The 14918-nt window shown below is 64.3% G+C and carries 16 protein-coding genes; 7 read left to right on the forward strand and 9 right to left on the reverse strand.

Annotated elements, in window-relative coordinates; genetic code table 11:
- Positions 1-71: 71 nt before the first annotated feature.
- The 4 genes from C404_RS50120 to C404_RS50135 all read right to left on the reverse strand — a co-directional run bounded on the left by C404_RS50120 (position 72) and on the right by C404_RS50135 (position 4190).
- Complete coding sequence (locus C404_RS50120; RefSeq protein WP_021196374.1) at positions 72-875, reverse strand: ABC transporter ATP-binding protein; 804 nt, start codon at positions 873-875, stop codon at positions 72-74.
- 11 nt (positions 876-886) lie between these two features.
- A complete protein-coding gene (gene ntrB, locus C404_RS50125) occupies positions 887-1738 on the reverse strand; it encodes a nitrate ABC transporter permease (protein ID WP_021196375.1) in 852 nt (283 codons plus the stop codon).
- Between the two features lie 46 nt (positions 1739-1784).
- Positions 1785-3065 (reverse strand): CmpA/NrtA family ABC transporter substrate-binding protein, encoded by a 1281-nt coding sequence (locus C404_RS50130; protein ID WP_021196376.1) that lies wholly within the window; start codon positions 3063-3065, stop codon positions 1785-1787.
- 486 nt (positions 3066-3551) lie between these two features.
- Positions 3552-4190, reverse strand: coding sequence for an ANTAR domain-containing response regulator (locus C404_RS50135; RefSeq protein WP_031329813.1), 639 nt, complete (start codon positions 4188-4190; stop codon positions 3552-3554).
- A gap of 139 nt (positions 4191-4329) precedes the next feature.
- Here C404_RS50135 and C404_RS50140 point away from each other — a divergent pair, with 139 nt between their 5' ends.
- On the forward strand, positions 4330-5031 hold the full coding sequence (locus tag C404_RS50140) for a fumarylacetoacetate hydrolase family protein (RefSeq protein WP_021196378.1): 702 nt from the start codon (positions 4330-4332) through the stop codon (positions 5029-5031).
- Positions 5032-5048: 17 nt separating this feature from the next.
- Positions 5049-5699: a maleylacetoacetate isomerase gene (gene maiA / locus C404_RS50145; protein ID WP_021196379.1), complete on the forward strand. Its 651-nt coding sequence runs from the start codon at positions 5049-5051 to the stop codon at positions 5697-5699.
- 79 nt (positions 5700-5778) lie between these two features.
- Here maiA and ftsY read toward each other — a convergent pair whose 3' ends face one another.
- A complete protein-coding gene (ftsY, locus tag C404_RS50150) occupies positions 5779-6987 on the reverse strand; it encodes a signal recognition particle-docking protein FtsY (protein ID WP_031329814.1) in 1209 nt (402 codons plus the stop codon).
- 59 nt (positions 6988-7046) lie between these two features.
- Here ftsY and C404_RS50155 point away from each other — a divergent pair, with 59 nt between their 5' ends.
- From C404_RS50155 to C404_RS50175, 5 genes are all read left to right on the forward strand, one after another.
- A complete protein-coding gene (locus C404_RS50155; RefSeq protein WP_031329815.1) occupies positions 7047-8555 on the forward strand; it encodes a M16 family metallopeptidase in 1509 nt (502 codons plus the stop codon).
- A 20-nt stretch (positions 8556-8575) separates the two neighbouring features.
- The gene (locus C404_RS50160; RefSeq protein WP_021196382.1) at positions 8576-9910 is read left to right on the forward strand and encodes a M16 family metallopeptidase; all 1335 of its coding nucleotides are present in this window, start codon (positions 8576-8578) and stop codon (positions 9908-9910) included.
- Positions 9911-9985: 75 nt separating this feature from the next.
- Entirely contained in the window at positions 9986-10642 is a 657-nt protein-coding gene (rsmD, locus tag C404_RS50165) for a 16S rRNA (guanine(966)-N(2))-methyltransferase RsmD (protein ID WP_021196383.1), read from the forward strand.
- 205 nt (positions 10643-10847) lie between these two features.
- Positions 10848-11351 carry a pantetheine-phosphate adenylyltransferase gene (gene coaD, locus C404_RS50170; protein ID WP_021196384.1) on the forward strand — a complete coding sequence of 168 codons (504 nt, stop codon included), beginning with the start codon at positions 10848-10850 and terminating at the stop codon, positions 11349-11351.
- Between the two features lie 50 nt (positions 11352-11401).
- The gene (locus C404_RS50175) at positions 11402-11662 is read left to right on the forward strand and encodes a YfhL family 4Fe-4S dicluster ferredoxin (protein WP_021196385.1); all 261 of its coding nucleotides are present in this window, start codon (positions 11402-11404) and stop codon (positions 11660-11662) included.
- Between the two features lie 63 nt (positions 11663-11725).
- On the opposite strand, the gene C404_RS50180 is transcribed toward C404_RS50175, so the two are convergent.
- The 4 genes from C404_RS50180 to C404_RS50195 all read right to left on the reverse strand — a co-directional run bounded on the left by C404_RS50180 (position 11726) and on the right by C404_RS50195 (position 14918).
- Positions 11726-12373 (reverse strand): DUF4124 domain-containing protein, encoded by a 648-nt coding sequence (locus C404_RS50180; RefSeq protein ID WP_031329817.1) that lies wholly within the window; start codon positions 12371-12373, stop codon positions 11726-11728.
- 23 nt (positions 12374-12396) lie between these two features.
- The gene (pth, locus tag C404_RS50185; protein ID WP_021196387.1) at positions 12397-12999 is read right to left on the reverse strand and encodes an aminoacyl-tRNA hydrolase; all 603 of its coding nucleotides are present in this window, start codon (positions 12997-12999) and stop codon (positions 12397-12399) included.
- 189 nt (positions 13000-13188) lie between these two features.
- Positions 13189-13815, reverse strand: a complete 627-nt coding sequence (locus C404_RS50190; RefSeq protein WP_021196388.1) for a 50S ribosomal protein L25/general stress protein Ctc — start codon at positions 13813-13815, stop codon at positions 13189-13191.
- A gap of 152 nt (positions 13816-13967) precedes the next feature.
- Positions 13968-14918 carry a ribose-phosphate pyrophosphokinase gene (locus tag C404_RS50195; RefSeq protein WP_021196389.1) on the reverse strand — a complete coding sequence of 317 codons (951 nt, stop codon included), beginning with the start codon at positions 14916-14918 and terminating at the stop codon, positions 13968-13970.

The raw sequence follows: 14918 nt of genomic DNA on the forward strand, positions 1-14918 counted from the left end.
AGTCGGCCCCGGCAGGGGGCGAAAGGGAGGCCAACCACCAACATCAAAACCGAAAACCAAACACAAAAAACTCAAGCCGCTTCCGCCACCGGGTGCCGCTGCTTCCGATACAAGAAATCCAAAACAGCCGTCCGACAGGCGTGATAAGTCGGATCCTCCGCCAACGCCATCCGATCCCGCGGCCGCGGCAAATCCACCGTCAGCACCTCGCCAATGGTGGCAGCCGGGCCATTCGTCATCATCACGATGCGGTCCGCCAACAAGACAGCCTCATCCACATCATGGGTGACCATCGCTACCGTGCTACCGGTAGCAGCAACGATCTTCAGCAGCTCATCCTGCAAATGCGCCCGCGTCAGCGCATCCAGCGCCCCAAACGGCTCATCCATCAGCAGCACCTTCGGTTCCATGGACAGCGCCCGCGCAATCCCCACCCGCTGCTTCATCCCCCCAGAAATCTCATGCGGATGCTTTTGCTCGGCATGCGTCAGCCCCACCAGTGCCAGCGCAGCATGCGTGCGCTCACGCAACTGCACCTTCGTCTCGGTCTTGCCAAACACCCGCTCCACCGCCAGGTACACGTTGTCAAAGCACGTGAGCCACGGCAGCAGCGAATGGTTCTGAAACACCACCGCCCGATCCGGCCCCGGCCCCGCAATCTCACGCTCCGCCAGGATCAGCCCACCCGTCGTCGGCCGCGTGAGGCCGGCAATCAAATTCAGCAGCGTGGATTTGCCACAGCCCGAGTGCCCAATCAACGCAATGCATTCACCACGCGCGACGGTGAGGTCGATATCGCGCAGGGCAACGAACGCACCCTTCTTGGTCTTGAACGTCTGCCCGACGTTTTCAATGCGCAGGAATTTTTCGCTCATGGTCGCCCCTCTCAAACTGCGTCGTATGAGAACCGCCGCGCAATCGCCAGCAGCGCATGCTCCAGCAGCAAGCCCACGACCCCGATCACAAAGATGGCGATGACGATGTGCTCGACCTTCAGGTTGTTCCACTCATCCCACAGCCAGAAGCCGATGCCGACACCGCCGGTGAGCATCTCCGCTGCCACGATCACCAGCCACGCCGTGCCGATGGAGAGCCGCACGCCCGTCAGCATGTACGGCAGCACCGCCGGAAACAGCACGCGCGTGAACACCTTCCACTCCGACAGGTTCAGCACGCGCGCCACGTTCAGGTAATCCTGCGGCACGCGCGTCACGCCCACGGCGGTGTTGATGACCATCGGCCAGATCGAGCAGATGAAGATCGCCCAGATGGCCGCCGGATTGGCAGACTTGAACAACAGCAGCCCGATCGGCAGCCACGCCAGCGGCGACACCGGCCGCAGCAGGCTGATGATGGGCGAAGCCATCGCATTCAAAAACGCAAAGCGCCCGATCAGGAAGCCCGCCGGAATGCCGATGACCGCCGCCATCCCAAAGCCCGCACCCACCCGCGCCAGCGACGCCAGCACGTTCCAGCCCACACCCTGGTCATTCGGGCCATTGCGGTAGAACGGATCAGCGAAGAGCGCGACGGCGGCTTTCCACGTGACAGCCGGTGTCGGCAACGCAGGGATGGCCGTGGCGATGCCCTGCCACGCCAGCACGAAGATCACCAGGCCCAGCACCGGCGGAAAGCTGCGCACCACGGCGGCCACAAACCAGTCGCGCAATGCGATGCGACGCGTGGGGACAGCGGCGTCGGACTGCACGCCGGACAACGTTTTGACGAGCGTGTTCATGTCGGGCTCCATCGATGTGAAGGACCGCAATCAGGGAGGGCAGGCGTCAGGCTTTCAGCTTGAAGCCGTCGGCATAGGCTGCGGGGTTCTTCGCATCCCACACCACGCCATCGATCAGCTTGGCGGTACGCATGTCGCTCTTCGGCAAGGGCGTGCCGGTGGCGGCCGCCGCCTGCTTGAAGATGTCGATGCGGTTGACCTGCCTGGCGACCGCCGCGTAATCCGGATGCGTCTTCAACAGCCCCCAGCGCTTCTGCTGCGTGAGGAACCACATGCCGTCCGACAGGTACGGAAAGTTGACCGCGCCATCGTGATAGAAGCGCATCGGGTCCGGGTCGTCCCACGTCTTGCCGATGCCGTTCGTGTAGCGGCCCAGCATGCGGTCCAGGATGATGTCCATGTCGGTGTTCACGTAGGACTTGGCGGCGATGGTCTCGGCCGTCTTGCGACGGTTCGATGCCGACGCATCGATGAACTTGCCTGCCTCCAGCACCGCAGCCGTCAGTGCGCGTGCCGTGTTCGGATACTTCTGCACGAACTCCGCCGTGGTGCCGAGCACCTTCTCCGGGTGGTCCTTCCAGATGGCCTGCGTGGTCTCGGCGGTAAAGCCGATGTTGTCGGCAATCGCGCGGGCGCCCCACGGCTCGCCCACACAATAGCCGTCCATGTTGCCCACGCGCATGTTGGCAACCATCTGCGGCGGCGGCACGGTGATGGCCTTCGCGTCCTGCAGCGGATGGATGCCGTGCGCGGCCAGCCAGTAGTACAGCCACATCGCGTGCGTGCCGGTCGGGAAGGTCTGTGCGAAGACGTACTCGCGCTTGTCCCTCGCCATTACGGCCTTGAGCGATGCGCCGTCTTTGACGCCCGCTTCCTTGAGCTTGTTCGACAGCGTGATGGCTTGGCCGTTGTTGTTGAGCGTCATCAGCACGGCCATGTCTTTCTTCGGGCCGCCAATGCCGAGCTGCACGCCACAGATCAACCCGTAGAGCACGTGCGCCGCATCCAGGTCGCCCGACACCAGCTTGTCGCGCACGCCGGCCCACGAGGCTTCCTTGGACGGCGTGATCTTGATGCCGTACTTCTTGTCGATGCCCAGCGTGGAGGCCATCACCACCGACGCGCAGTCGGTCAGCGGAATGAAGCCCACCTTCAACTCGGTCTTCTCGGGCGCATCGGAGCCAGCGGCCCAGGCACCAGCACGCACCAGCGGATCGATCAATGCCACGGCACTGCCTCCTGCAATCGTCGCTGCAGCCTTGATGACGCTGCGGCGCTTCGGGTTGATCGGGTTGACGACGGGGTCAGTCTTGTCTGGCGCGGCCATCCATGGCTCCAAGGAAAGAAAAAGGCGTCTCGATGCGCGGCCACGTCCCTCCATGATGGGGAGCGCGTTTGCCGTGCATCGAGACGCCGTTGTCTCGCGCCGATACCCACGTTGGCATCGGCTTCGGGGTGACCCTTGCAAGGGGTATGCCAACGTGGTTGGTGCATCTCTTGTTTCATCCCCTGCCGGGGCTGACCTACTTTCTTTGTCTTGCCAAAGAAAGTAGGCAAAGAAAGGCGCGCCCGAGATGGCGAAAGCCTCCTTGAATTTCCGTAACCGGGCGGAGGCGGGGAAAACTCGCTGCGCTCAAACAGTTCTCCGCCTTTCTTCCGCCCGCTTACGAAAATTCAAGGCGCCATCAAGGGCAGAAACGGCCAAACCGTCTAGAGATTGGTGTGAGCGCTGCGGTTGGGTGTGGCGCGAGGCTGGTGCGTTTCCGGCGCCGGAGTTGTGCGGCGCACCAAAACTGGGCGGCGCCCGGTGGTCTCAGCCGGCCATCACGTCAATCACACGCTGGGCGGCTTCGACCAGCTTGATATTGCGGTCCATCGCCATCTTGCGCAGGCGCTTGAAGGCCTCGTCTTCCGACAGGTTCATCTGTTTCATCAGCAGCCCCTTGGCGCGCTCGAGCACCTTGCGCTCGGCCAGCTGGGTCTTGGCGGTATCCAGTTCGGCGCGCAGTTCGCGCTCGTGTTCGAAGCGGGCGTAGGCCACGTCCAGCACGGCCTTGACGCGCGTGGGCTTGATGCCGTCGACGATGTAGGCGGTGATGCCCGCGGCGAACGCCGATTTGATGCGCGCCGCGTCATCGTTGTCGGTGAACAGCACGATGGGGCGCGGCGCATGCTGGGTGGCCACGCAGACGTGCTCGATGGTGTCCCGCGCGGCCGATTCCGACGCAACGATCACCATGTCGGGCTGCGTCTGGGCGATGCGGTCGGGCAGGGTGAGGTCGGCGTCGGCCAGACCCACGTCGATGAAGCCGGCCTCGGCCAGGCCCGCACGGATCAGCTCCAGGTTGATCTGTTCGGCATCCAACGGATCGCGCACCAGCAGCACGCGCATCGGCGCGGCCGGGTGAGGCGCGGCGGGCGAGGCGGGTGGGGTGGGCGGTTTCGCTTGCATGGTGCAAAGTGGGGCGTTGTGCACGGCGGTTACGCAAGAACCGCGCCGGGCCGGTGCGGGTGTATGCTCGCAGCTCGGTCGCCGGGGGGCGGTGGCCGTGTCCCGTCTGTTTATTCAAGCGAGTTTCCAGGAGATCCGCATGACCGAATTTGTCGTCACCCCGCCCACCGTCAATGGCATTCCCGTGCGTGGCGGGCAAGGCCAGTTTCCGGTGCGCCGCGTGTACTGCGTCGGCCGCAACTACGCCGCCCATGCCCGCGAGATGGGTTCCGACCCCGACCGCGAACCGCCGTTCTTCTTCTGCAAGCCGGCCGATGCCGTGCGCTACATCCCCGATGGCGAGACCGGCCAGTTCGTCTACCCCACTGAAACTCGCGACTGCCACTACGAGATCGAACTCGTGGTCGCCATCGGTACGGGCGGCCGCGACATCGCCGTGGAAACCGCAGCCAATCACATCTACGGCTACGCCATCGGCCTGGACATGACGCGCCGCGACCTGCAGAACGCTGCCAAGAAGGGCGGCCGCCCGTGGGAAACCGGCAAGGCGTTCGACGGCTCGGCGCCCATCGGTCCGATCATTCCCGTGAAGGACGTCGGCCATCCGGACAAGGGCGCGATCACGCTGTCGGTCAACGGCAAGGAACATCAGCGCGGGGATCTGTCGGACCTGATCTGGTCGGTGCCGGAAACCATTGCGTACCTCTCGCGCCTGTTCGAGCTGCGTCCCGGCGATCTGATCTACACCGGCACGCCCGAAGGCGTCGGCCCGGTGGTGGTCGGTGACCTGATGGTCGGCAAGATCGACGGTGTGGGCGAGCTGCACGTAAAGGTCATCTGAGCAGAGAGCCGCAAGCCATGTCGATCAAGCTTTACAACTACTTCCGCAGCTCGGCGTCGTTCCGTGTGCGCATCGCGCTGGAGATCAAGGGCCTGCCGTACGACTACGCGCCGGTGCACCTGCTCAAGGGCGAGCAACTGGCGCCCGACTTCGTGAAGCTGAACCCCGATGCGCTGGTGCCCGTGTTGTGCGACGGCACCGATGTGCTGAACCAGTCGCTGGCGATTGTCGAGTACCTGGAAGAGACGCATCCCGAACCCACGCTGCTGCCGGGCTCGCCCAGCAACCGTGCGCACATCCGCGCGATTGCACTGGCGATTGCTTGCGAGATCCATCCGCTCAACAACCCGCGCGTGCTCAAGTACCTGAAGAACACGTTCAACGTGGAGGAGGAAGCGCGCAACGACTGGTATCGCCACTGGGTGAAGCTGGGGTTCGCGGCGCTGGAGACGCGGCTGTCGCAATCGCCGCTCACGGGTGCCTACTGCGTGGGCGATACGCCAACGCTGGCGGACGTGTGCCTCGTGCCGCAGGTGTTCAACGGCAAGCGCTTTGATGTGGCGGTGGAGGAATATCCGACGCTGGCGCGCATTTTTGAACACTGCATGGCGCAGGCGGCGTTTCAGAGGGCGGCACCGGCGGCGCAGCCGGATGCGGCTTCTGCGTGATCGGCAGCGTTCCTGCGCAAAACAAACGCCCTGACTGGATCAGGGCGTTTCCATGTTGAAGCGTTGCGCGCGAGGGCAATCAGCCCAGCAGGGCGTCCGCAAACTCCCGCGCCGAGAACGGCTGCAAGTCCTCCACCTGCTCCCCCACGCCGATGAAGTACACCGGCACCGGCCGCTGCCGCGCAATCGCGGCCAGGATACCGCCCTTGGCGGTGCCATCCAGCTTGGTGACGATCAGGCCGGTTAGACCGAGCGCCTCATCAAACGCTTTCACTTGCGCCAGTGCGTTCTGGCCCGTGTTGCCGTCAATCACCAGCAGCGTTTCGTGCGGTGCCGTGGCCATGGCCTTGGCGGTCACGCGGCGCACCTTCTTGAGCTCTTCCATCAGGTGCAACTGCGTTGGCAGGCGGCCAGCGGTGTCGGCCATGACGATGTCGATGCCGCGCGCGCGCGCTGCGTTCACGGCGTCGAAGATCACCGCGGCCGGGTCGCCCGATTCCTGTGCCACCACCGTCACGTTGTTGCGCTGGCCCCAGACCACGAGCTGCTCGCGCGCGGCGGCGCGGAAGGTGTCGCCCGCGGCCAGCAGCACCGATTGGCCGTAGGTCTGGAAGTGCTTGCACAGCTTGCCGATGCTGGTGGTCTTGCCGGCGCCGTTCACGCCCGCAATCATGATCACCATCGGCTGCTCGCGGCCGAGCACCATGGTTTTTTCAAGCGGGTGCAGCAGCTCGACCAGCAGGTCACGCAGGGCGGTCTTCACGCCTTCGGCGGTTTCGATGCGGTTGGCCTTGATACGGCGGCGCAATTCGCCCAGCAGGTATTCAGTGGCGTCGACGCCGGCATCGGCCATCAGCAGCGCGGTTTCGAGCTCTTCGAACAGCGCCTCGTCCACCTTTACGCCCACGAACAGCGTCGTCAGGTTCTTGCTCGTCTTCGACAGGCCCGAGCGCAGGCGCGACATCCAGCCCTTGCGGGCCTGTTCGACCACGGGCGGCGTCGGCACGGTTTCGATGTCGTCAGCCTGCATGTCGAGCGTGGCAGGCTCGGCGGGCGAGTCCGGTACCGCCACCGCCACGGGGGCCGGCGCAGCAACAGGGGCCGGCGCAGGGGTAGGTGCGGGTACCGGGGCGACAACCGCAGCGGGTGCAGGCGCGGGGGCGGGGATCACAGCCGGGGCAGGTACCGGGGCCTGAACGGCTTCGGGTACGGCAGCGGGTGCAGCTACCGGTGTCGGTTCGGCAGCCGGTTGCGGCTCTGCCTTGCGCTTCTTCCAGAAACTAAACATCGTAAAAGGCAGTCTATTCGCCGTTAGAATCAAGCGTCGAATTTTATCAGACGGCCCTTATGCGCTCTTCCATGCGAAACGTCTCAAGCCGGACCCGCCCGGGTGCTAGGCAATTGGCAGCGATGGTCTCAGGAATCGCCTTGGCGGCGGGCCTGCTGGCCGGCCCGGTTGGTGCGCAGGAACGGGCGGCTGCACCGGTGCACCCGGCTGCCGCTGTTGCCGGCGCCAAAGTTGGTGCTAGCCAGTCCGATACGCACGAATACAAGCTCTCCAATGGCCTGCGCCTGATTGTTAAGGAAGACCACCGCGCGCCCACCGTGGCGCACATGGTCTGGTACCGCGCCGGCAGCATCGACGAGCACAACGGCACCACGGGCGTGGCCCACATGCTTGAACACATGATGTTCAAGGGCACCAAGAATGTCGGCCCTGGCGAGTTCTCCCGCCGCGTGGCGGCGATGGGTGGCCGCGAGAACGCCATGACCACGCGCGACTTCACGATGTACTACCAGCAGATCGAGAAGTCGCACCTGGGCGATGTGATGAAGCTCGAAGCCGATCGCATGGCCAATCTCCAGCTCACCGACAAGGAGTTCAAGCCGGAGATGAACGTGGTGAAGGAAGAGCGCCGCATGCGCATCGACGACTCCGCCCGTTCGACCGTCTATGAGCAGATGCTGGCGGTGCTGTTCAACGCCGCGCCGTATCGCAACCCGACCATCGGCTGGCCGGGCGATCTCGACACGATGACGGTGCAGGACGCGCAGGACTGGTACCACGCCTGGTACACGCCCAACAACGTCACCGTGATCGTCGCGGGCGATGTGAACCCCGACGAGGCCCTCCGCCTTGCGGAGCGCACCTACGGCAAGCTCAAGCCGCACGCGCTGCCACGCCGCTACGCGCAGGAAGAACCCAAGCAGATTGGCGTCAAGCGCATCTGGGTGAAGGCCCCGGCCGAGAACCCCTACGTGGTGCTGGCTTACAAGGTGCCGGCGCTCAGGGATGTGGAGAAGGATGTCGACCCGTACGCGCTCGAAGTGCTTTCCGCCGTGCTGGATGGCTATGACAATGCGCGCCTGTCGAGCCAGCTCGTCAAGGGCGAAAAGCGCATCGCCGACGACGTCAACGCCGGCTACGACGGCCTGAACCGCGGCCCCTCGATCTTCATCATGGACGGCACCCCCGCCGACGGCCACACCACCGCCGAGATCGAGCAGGCCCTGCGCGCGCAGATCGACCGCATTGCCAAGGAAGGCGTGACCGATGCCGAGTTGAAGCGCGTCAAGGCGCAGGTCGTGGCCGGGCAGATCTACAAGCGCGACTCGGTGTTCGGCCAGGGCATGGAGATCGGCATGACCGAGATGAGCGGCCTGTCGTGGCGCTCGATCGACCGCCAGCTTGAGAAGATCAAGGCGGTCACGTCGGCGCAGATCCAGCAGGTCGCCAAGACGTACTTCAGTGAAGACAACCTCGTCGTCGCTACGCTGCTGCCGCAACCGATCGATCCCAACAAACCGGCGCGCAAGCCTGTTCCCGGCATGCGCGAAGAAGGAGGGCTGCGTTGATGCACCCCATTACACGACGGATGTCCCTGACCCTGAAGACGGCGCTGGTCGCCATCGTTGCAACGGCGGCGCAAGGCGCGCTGGCCGCGCTGCCCATCGAACACTGGACGGCCCCCACCGGCGCGCGCGTGTTCTTCGTGCCGAGCCCGTCGATCCCGATGCTCGACATCAACCTCGACGTGGATGCGGGCTCGCGCTATGAGCCCGCGGCCAAGGTCGGCCTCGCATCGCTCACGGCCGGCATGCTCGACAAGGGCATCGCCGCACAGGGCAATGCCCCGGCACGTGACGAAGCGGCGATTGCCGATGCCTTTGCCGACGTGGGCGCGAGCTTTGGCGGTGGCGCCGGCGGTGACCGCACGAGCCTGCGCCTGCGCACGCTGTCCGACCCGGCCGAGCGTGGCCCGGCCATCGCCCTGATGACGCAGATCGTCTCCGCACCGACCTTCCCCGACGCCGTGCTCACGCGCGACAAGCAGCGCCTGGTGGCGTCCATCCGTGAATCGCTGACCAAGCCGGGCGTGCTGGCCGAGCGTGCGTTCGGTACGGCCATCTACGGCACGCATCCGTACGGGCAGACGGCCTCGCCGGAATCGGTGGAGAGCATCACGCGCGACGACATCGTGCGCTACTACCAAGCCAACTACACGGCCAAGCGCGCGGTGGTGACGCTGATTGGCGCGATCAGCCGCCAGGAAGCCGAGGCCATCGCCGCGCAGATCACGCAGGGCCTGCCCGCCGACGGCGCCACGCCGCCCGCACTGCCCGACGTGAAGATGCCGTTGGCGAAGGCCGAGACGATCCGCATTCCGCACCCGGCGCAGCAGGCCACCATCATCATCGGGCAACCCGGCATCGCACGTGGCGACAAGGATTACTTCCCGCTGCTGGTCGGCAACTACGTGCTGGGCGGTGGCGGCTTCAGCGCGCGGCTGACCAACGAGGTGCGCGAGAAGCGCGGCCTGACCTACAGCATCGGCAGCTATTTCGCGCCGGCCGCACAGCCCGGCCCGTTCGAGCTGGCCTTGCAGACGCGCAAGGACCAGACCGAGGAAGCCCTGACCGTGGTGCGCGACACCGTCGCCAAGTTCGTCGCCGATGGCCCGACCGAAGCGGAACTCAAGGCCGCCAAGGACAACCTCGTCAACGGCTTCCCGCTGCGCCTGGACAGCAACCGCAAGCTGTTGGACAACGTGGCCAACATCGGCTGGTACAACTTGCCGCTCGACTACCTGGATACGTGGACGCAGCGCATTGCCGCCGTCACGCGCGATCAGGTGCGCACGGCGTTCCAGCGCGTGGTGCAGCCGCAGACCATGGCGACCATCGTGGTGGGCGGTCCGGCGACAAACTGACGCACGGCATCCTCAACCGAAAAACCGGCGGCATTCCCGCCGGTTTTTGTTTGCGCTCGCACTACAATCGCGCCCATGGCATCCCGATCTTCCAGTTCCAAGGCCCCCAAGGCCAAGACCGCCACATCGCATGCGCGTGCACCGCAGCAGGTGCGCATCATCGGTGGGCAGTACAAGCGCACGCCGCTGCCGGTGGTTGACGCCGACGGCCTGCGCCCGACCAGCGACCGCGTCCGCGAAACCGTCTTCAACTGGCTCGGCCAGGACCTGACAGGCTGGCGCTGCGCCGATCTCTTTGCCGGCACCGGCGCGCTTGGCCTCGAGGCCGCTTCGCGCGGTGCGGCGCACGTGACGCTGGTCGAAAACCATGCGCCCGCCGTGCGCGCGTTGCACGCCATACGCGACAAGCTCGATGCGCGCATGGTCGATATCGTTTCGGGGGACGCCTTTTCGTGGCTTGCCCGTCAGGCTGACGGCGCATTCGACGCGGTATTCATCGACCCGCCGTTCGCGCAGGATTGGTCGTTGCGGGCGTTGGAGGCCGCTATCCGGGTCGTCAAGCCGGGCGGGGTGATCTACCTAGAGGCGCCGCAGCCTTTGGTGGATGTGAGTACTGATTCACAATCGACAGAAGCAGCGGCGGGCATTCCGTTGCCGGCTGATGTGGCACTGCACAAGCACTTGCGCGCCGGTGCGGTGCATGCGCATTTGCTGCTGCGCAAAAAAGGTTAAACTACGCCGCTCGTTCCGGTGCATGAGCATCTGACGGCACCTCGCTACAGTTTGATTGTGAGGTCGCCGAAAGGCAGCTGGAACGTGCGGGCGGCAGGCTCGGGACTTGCCGCGCTCGATAACGCAACGGTGTCCAAACGCAGATTGGCGCGGCCATGTCCCACGCCGCGCTGGCGGATACTCTTTTCCCCTTGGTGGAGGAACCATGGTGATCGCGGTTTATCCCGGCACTTTCGATCCGTTCACGCGCGGCCACGAAGACCTCGTCCGCCGTGCATCCAACATCTTCGACGAGCTGATCGTCGGGGTGGCTCAGAGCCCGAACAAGCGGCCGTTCTTTGCGCTGGAAGAGCGCATCGAGATCGCCCGTGAGGTGCTCGGTCACTATCCGAACGTACGGGTCGAAGGGTTTTCCGGCCTGTTGAAGGATTTCGTGCGCAAGAACGGCGCGCGCGTGATCGTGCGGGGCCTGCGCGCTGTGTCGGACTTCGAATACGAATTCCAGATGGCCGGCATGAACCGCTACCTGCTGCCGGACGTGGAAACCATGTTCCTCACGCCGTCGGACCAGTACCAGTTCATCTCGGGCACCTTCGTGCGCGAGATCGCCATCCTGGGCGGTGACGTCAGCAAGTTCGTGTTCCCCTCTGTCGAGAAATGGCTCAAGGAGAAAACGGGCAAGGCAGATGGGGCCGGCAAATCGGAATAAAATGACGCTTTGGCGGGAGCCCTCCCGCCGGTCATTTCAAGGAAAGCATCATGGCGCTCATAATTACCGATGAGTGCATCAATTGCGACGTGTGCGAGCCCGAGTGCCCGAACGACGCCATTTCGATGGGCCCGGAGATCTACGTGATTGACCCGGGCAAATGTACCGAGTGTGTCGGGCACTTTGATGAGCCGCAATGCCAGCAAGTGTGCCCGGTCGACTGCATCCCCAAGGACCCGGCCCACGCCGAGTCGCAGGAGCAGTTGATGCAGAAGTACATCCAGCTCACCTCCGCCCCACGCGCAGCGTAAGCAAAAAAAGAGACGGCTCAGGCCGTCTCTTTTCATTGGTGCGTGCCGATTCTCGCGTGCCGCTCACTGAATCGGCAGCAGATCCTCCGGACCTTCATACGCATAACCCGGCTCGCAGACGATGCGATAGTGTGGCAAATGCGGCCGCGGCGGGCGCGGTACCACCGGAGTGGGGGTAGCCGGTGCCTGCACAAAGGGTTTGGAGCCGTTGCCCGGCTGACGCAGTGCACCTGCGGCCGGCGCCGGCGTGGTCGTGACAGGCGGGCTGATCACCGGCATTGGCGTCGGATAGGGCATCGGGTACGGCACTGGCCCTACATAGACGCGATGACAGTAGCGCACGCCTTCCTGTGCCACCACGACCTTCTGCCGCTGGTCACGGCGTGCCTGTTCAGCGGCCTGCGCGGCGATCTGCGCCTGGCGGGCGTCCTCGGCGGCTTGCGCTCTGCGACGCGAGGTTTCCATCTCACGCACCTCGGCAGCCTCGGCAGAGGCGCGCTCCCGAGCGGCTTTTTGGTCGGCGGCGGTGGGCGTGTTGTCGATCAGCGGTACCTCTTTCGCGCGTGTGCCGCAGGGGTGATCGGAATACGCCGTCTGGCCATTTTCACTACAGCGATAGACCTGCGCCTGCGCTGATGTTGCAGCCAACAGGCCGAGCACCAGGCCTGCCAGCGCGGCGGCGCGTGAGCTGAGCGTGGTGAACGGTTTCATGGCGATGTCCTTGTGTGGGCGAATCAACCTGCGGTGTGCAGGCGCATCATGGATTTCTCGGCATTGCCGGCAATCAGATCGGGCAGGGCATCCAGGCTGCGGTCGATGGCGCGGTCAATCAGATCCTGTTCTTCCTTGCGCGGGGCCTTGAGCACGAAGTTGGCCACGTCATGCTGGCCGGACGGCGCCGTGCCCGGCGGCAGGAGGTTGCGCGGGTGGCCGATGCCCAGGCGCAGGCGCCAGAACTGCTGCGTGGTCAGGTGTGCGGCAATGTCCTTCAGGCCGTTGTGGCCACCCGAGCCACCACCAAGCTTGAGTTTGACCGCACCCGGCGGCAGATCCAACTCGTCGTGCGCCACCAGGATCTCATCAGGCATCACCTTGTAGAAGCGCGCCAGTGCCACGGTCGACAGGCCCGAGCGGTTCATGAAGGTTTGCGGCTGCAGCAGCCACACCTCATTGCCCCACAGGTTGGCGCGTGCGGCATAGCCGTGAAAGCGTGTTTCGTTGCGCAGCGTCACGTTGCCGATGCGTGCGAGCTGGTCGACCAGCCAGAAGCCGGCATTGTGCCGCGTGGCTGCGTATTCGGCGCCCGGATTGCCGAGCCCGACGATGAGTTTGATCATGCGATGGAGTCTAAGAAGAGGTGCAGGAAGCGCCCCTTGATCGTACAAGCATAGCCGCTTTCGCCAATGGCGAGGCGCGCGGCGACACCGGAAAGCTCAGGCAGAAAAAAAGCCCGGCGAGACCAGCTCGGCGGGCTTTTTTCGTGTCGCGCCCGAGGGCGCGACGGTGCGGCAACTGAGTTTGGTAACTTAGGCAGCCGGCTTGTCTTCGCCAGCAGCGGCAGCACCCTCTTCAGCAGCAGCGGACTTCTCGCCAGCCGGCACGCTGATGTTGGCCACAGCCGGGTTCTCATCGCCACCGTGGGTGAGGATGGTCACGCCCTTCGGCAGCTTCAGGTCGGAGATGTGCAGGGTCTGGCCGATTTCCAGAGCGCCCAGATCCACTTCGATGAACTCCGGCAGGTCGGCCGGCAGGCACGACACTTCAACGTCGTTCAGGATGTGGTTCACGATGCCGTGGCCGAGCTTCACGCCCGGTGCGTTTTCCTGGTTCAGGAAGTGCAGCGGCACCTTGACGTGGATCTTTTCCTTGGCCGACACGCGTTGGAAGTCAACGTGCAGAACCAGTTGCTTGAACGGGTGCAGTTGGAAATCGCGCAGCAGCGCCTTTTCCACCTTGCCAGCCACTTCGATGTCGAGGATCGACGAGTGGAAGGCTTCCTTCTTCAGCGCGTGGTACAGCGCGTTGTGATCGAGTTCGATCATCTTAGGATCGGCTTCACCGCCGTAGATGATGCCCGGGGTCTTGCCGGCGTTGCGCAGGCGGCGGCTCGCACCAGTGCCCTGAACGCTACGCTCGAAAGCGACAACTTTCATGATTGCTCCAAACGAAAAAGACGACTCGCGACCAAGCCGTCTGGTGAACGGGGCGCCATATTGCGCCCCGCAGACACCGCAGAAGTGCCGTCTAGTCGACGTTTTCTGCGGTAAAGCCTTGAATTATAACAGGGACCCGTACGTTTGCTGAATTATTCAGCAAACAGCGACATGATCGAGTCGCCACGCACGATGCGGGTGAAGGTCTCGGCCAGCAGCGGGGCGGTCGAGAGCTGGCGGATCTTGCCGCACTTGATTGCGTCTTCGCGCAGCGGGATGGTGTCGGTCACGACCACTTCGTCGAGCGCCGAGTCTGCGATGCGAGCGGCTGCGCCACCTGACAGCACCGGGTGCGTGCAGTACGAGAACACTTGCTTGGCACCGCGTTCCTTGAGCACCTGGGCGGCTTTGCACAGCGTGCCGCCGGTATCGATCATGTCATCCATGATCACGCAGTTGCGGCCTTCGACTTCACCGATGATGTTCATCACCTCGGCCACGTTAGCCTTGGGGCGACGCTTGTCGATGATGGCGAGGTCGGTGTTGAGTTGCTTGGCGAGTGCACGGGCACGCACCACGCCACCGACGTCCGGCGACACCACCAGCAGATCGCTGTAGTTCTTCTTGCGCAGGTCTTCGAGCAGAACGGGCGACGCGTAGATGTTGTCGACCGGGATATCGAAGAAACCTTGGATTTGGTCAGCGTGGAGGTCCATCGTCAGCACGCGCTCGACGCCGGCGACTTCCAGCATGTTGGCCACGACCTTGGCCGTAATGGCCACACGCGCCGAACGCGGGCGGCGATCCTGGCGGGCATAGCCGAAGTAGGGGATGGCAGCCGTGATGCGGCGGGCGGATGCGCGCTTGAGCGCATCGACCATCACCATCAGTTCCATCAGGTTGTCGTTGGTCGGGGCGCAGGTGGATTGCAGGATGAACACGTGCTTGCCGCGCACGTTCTCCTGAATCTCGACCTGAACTTCACCATCGGAGAATCGGCCGACGAGGGCCTTGCCGAGCGGGATGCCTAGGTGCTTGACGACAGCTTCGGCGAGTTTCGGGTTGGCGTTGCCGGTAAAAACCATCAAGCCTTCGCTGCTCAT

The organism is Ralstonia sp. AU12-08, assembly GCF_000442475.1.
Lineage (GTDB): Bacteria > Pseudomonadota > Gammaproteobacteria > Burkholderiales > Burkholderiaceae > Ralstonia > Ralstonia insidiosa.

What these genes read in the sequence shown, in the direction of transcription:
- C404_RS50120 (WP_021196374.1), bottom strand. Translation starts at nt 875, where the DNA reads ATGAGCGAAAAATTCCTGCGCATTGAAAACGTCGGGCAGACGTTCAAG.
- ntrB (WP_021196375.1), bottom strand. Translation starts at nt 1,738, where the DNA reads ATGAACACGCTCGTCAAAACGTTGTCCGGCGTGCAGTCCGACGCCGCT.
- C404_RS50130 (WP_021196376.1), bottom strand. Translation starts at nt 3,065, where the DNA reads ATGGCCGCGCCAGACAAGACTGACCCCGTCGTCAACCCGATCAACCCG.
- C404_RS50135 (WP_031329813.1), bottom strand. Translation starts at nt 4,190, where the DNA reads ATGCAAGCGAAACCGCCCACCCCACCCGCCTCGCCCGCCGCGCCTCAC.
- C404_RS50140 (WP_021196378.1), top strand. Translation starts at nt 4,330, where the DNA reads ATGACCGAATTTGTCGTCACCCCGCCCACCGTCAATGGCATTCCCGTG.
- maiA (WP_021196379.1), top strand. Translation starts at nt 5,049, where the DNA reads ATGTCGATCAAGCTTTACAACTACTTCCGCAGCTCGGCGTCGTTCCGT.
- ftsY (WP_031329814.1), bottom strand. Translation starts at nt 6,987, where the DNA reads ATGTTTAGTTTCTGGAAGAAGCGCAAGGCAGAGCCGCAACCGGCTGCC.
- C404_RS50155 (WP_031329815.1), top strand. Translation starts at nt 7,047, where the DNA reads ATGCGCTCTTCCATGCGAAACGTCTCAAGCCGGACCCGCCCGGGTGCT.
- C404_RS50160 (WP_021196382.1), top strand. Translation starts at nt 8,576, where the DNA reads ATGTCCCTGACCCTGAAGACGGCGCTGGTCGCCATCGTTGCAACGGCG.
- rsmD (WP_021196383.1), top strand. Translation starts at nt 9,986, where the DNA reads ATGGCATCCCGATCTTCCAGTTCCAAGGCCCCCAAGGCCAAGACCGCC.
- coaD (WP_021196384.1), top strand. Translation starts at nt 10,848, where the DNA reads ATGGTGATCGCGGTTTATCCCGGCACTTTCGATCCGTTCACGCGCGGC.
- C404_RS50175 (WP_021196385.1), top strand. Translation starts at nt 11,402, where the DNA reads ATGGCGCTCATAATTACCGATGAGTGCATCAATTGCGACGTGTGCGAG.
- C404_RS50180 (WP_031329817.1), bottom strand. Translation starts at nt 12,373, where the DNA reads ATGAAACCGTTCACCACGCTCAGCTCACGCGCCGCCGCGCTGGCAGGC.
- pth (WP_021196387.1), bottom strand. Translation starts at nt 12,999, where the DNA reads ATGATCAAACTCATCGTCGGGCTCGGCAATCCGGGCGCCGAATACGCA.
- C404_RS50190 (WP_021196388.1), bottom strand. Translation starts at nt 13,815, where the DNA reads ATGAAAGTTGTCGCTTTCGAGCGTAGCGTTCAGGGCACTGGTGCGAGC.
- C404_RS50195 (WP_021196389.1), bottom strand. Translation starts at nt 14,918, where the DNA reads ATGAGCAGCGAAGGCTTGATGGTTTTTACCGGCAACGCCAACCCGAAA.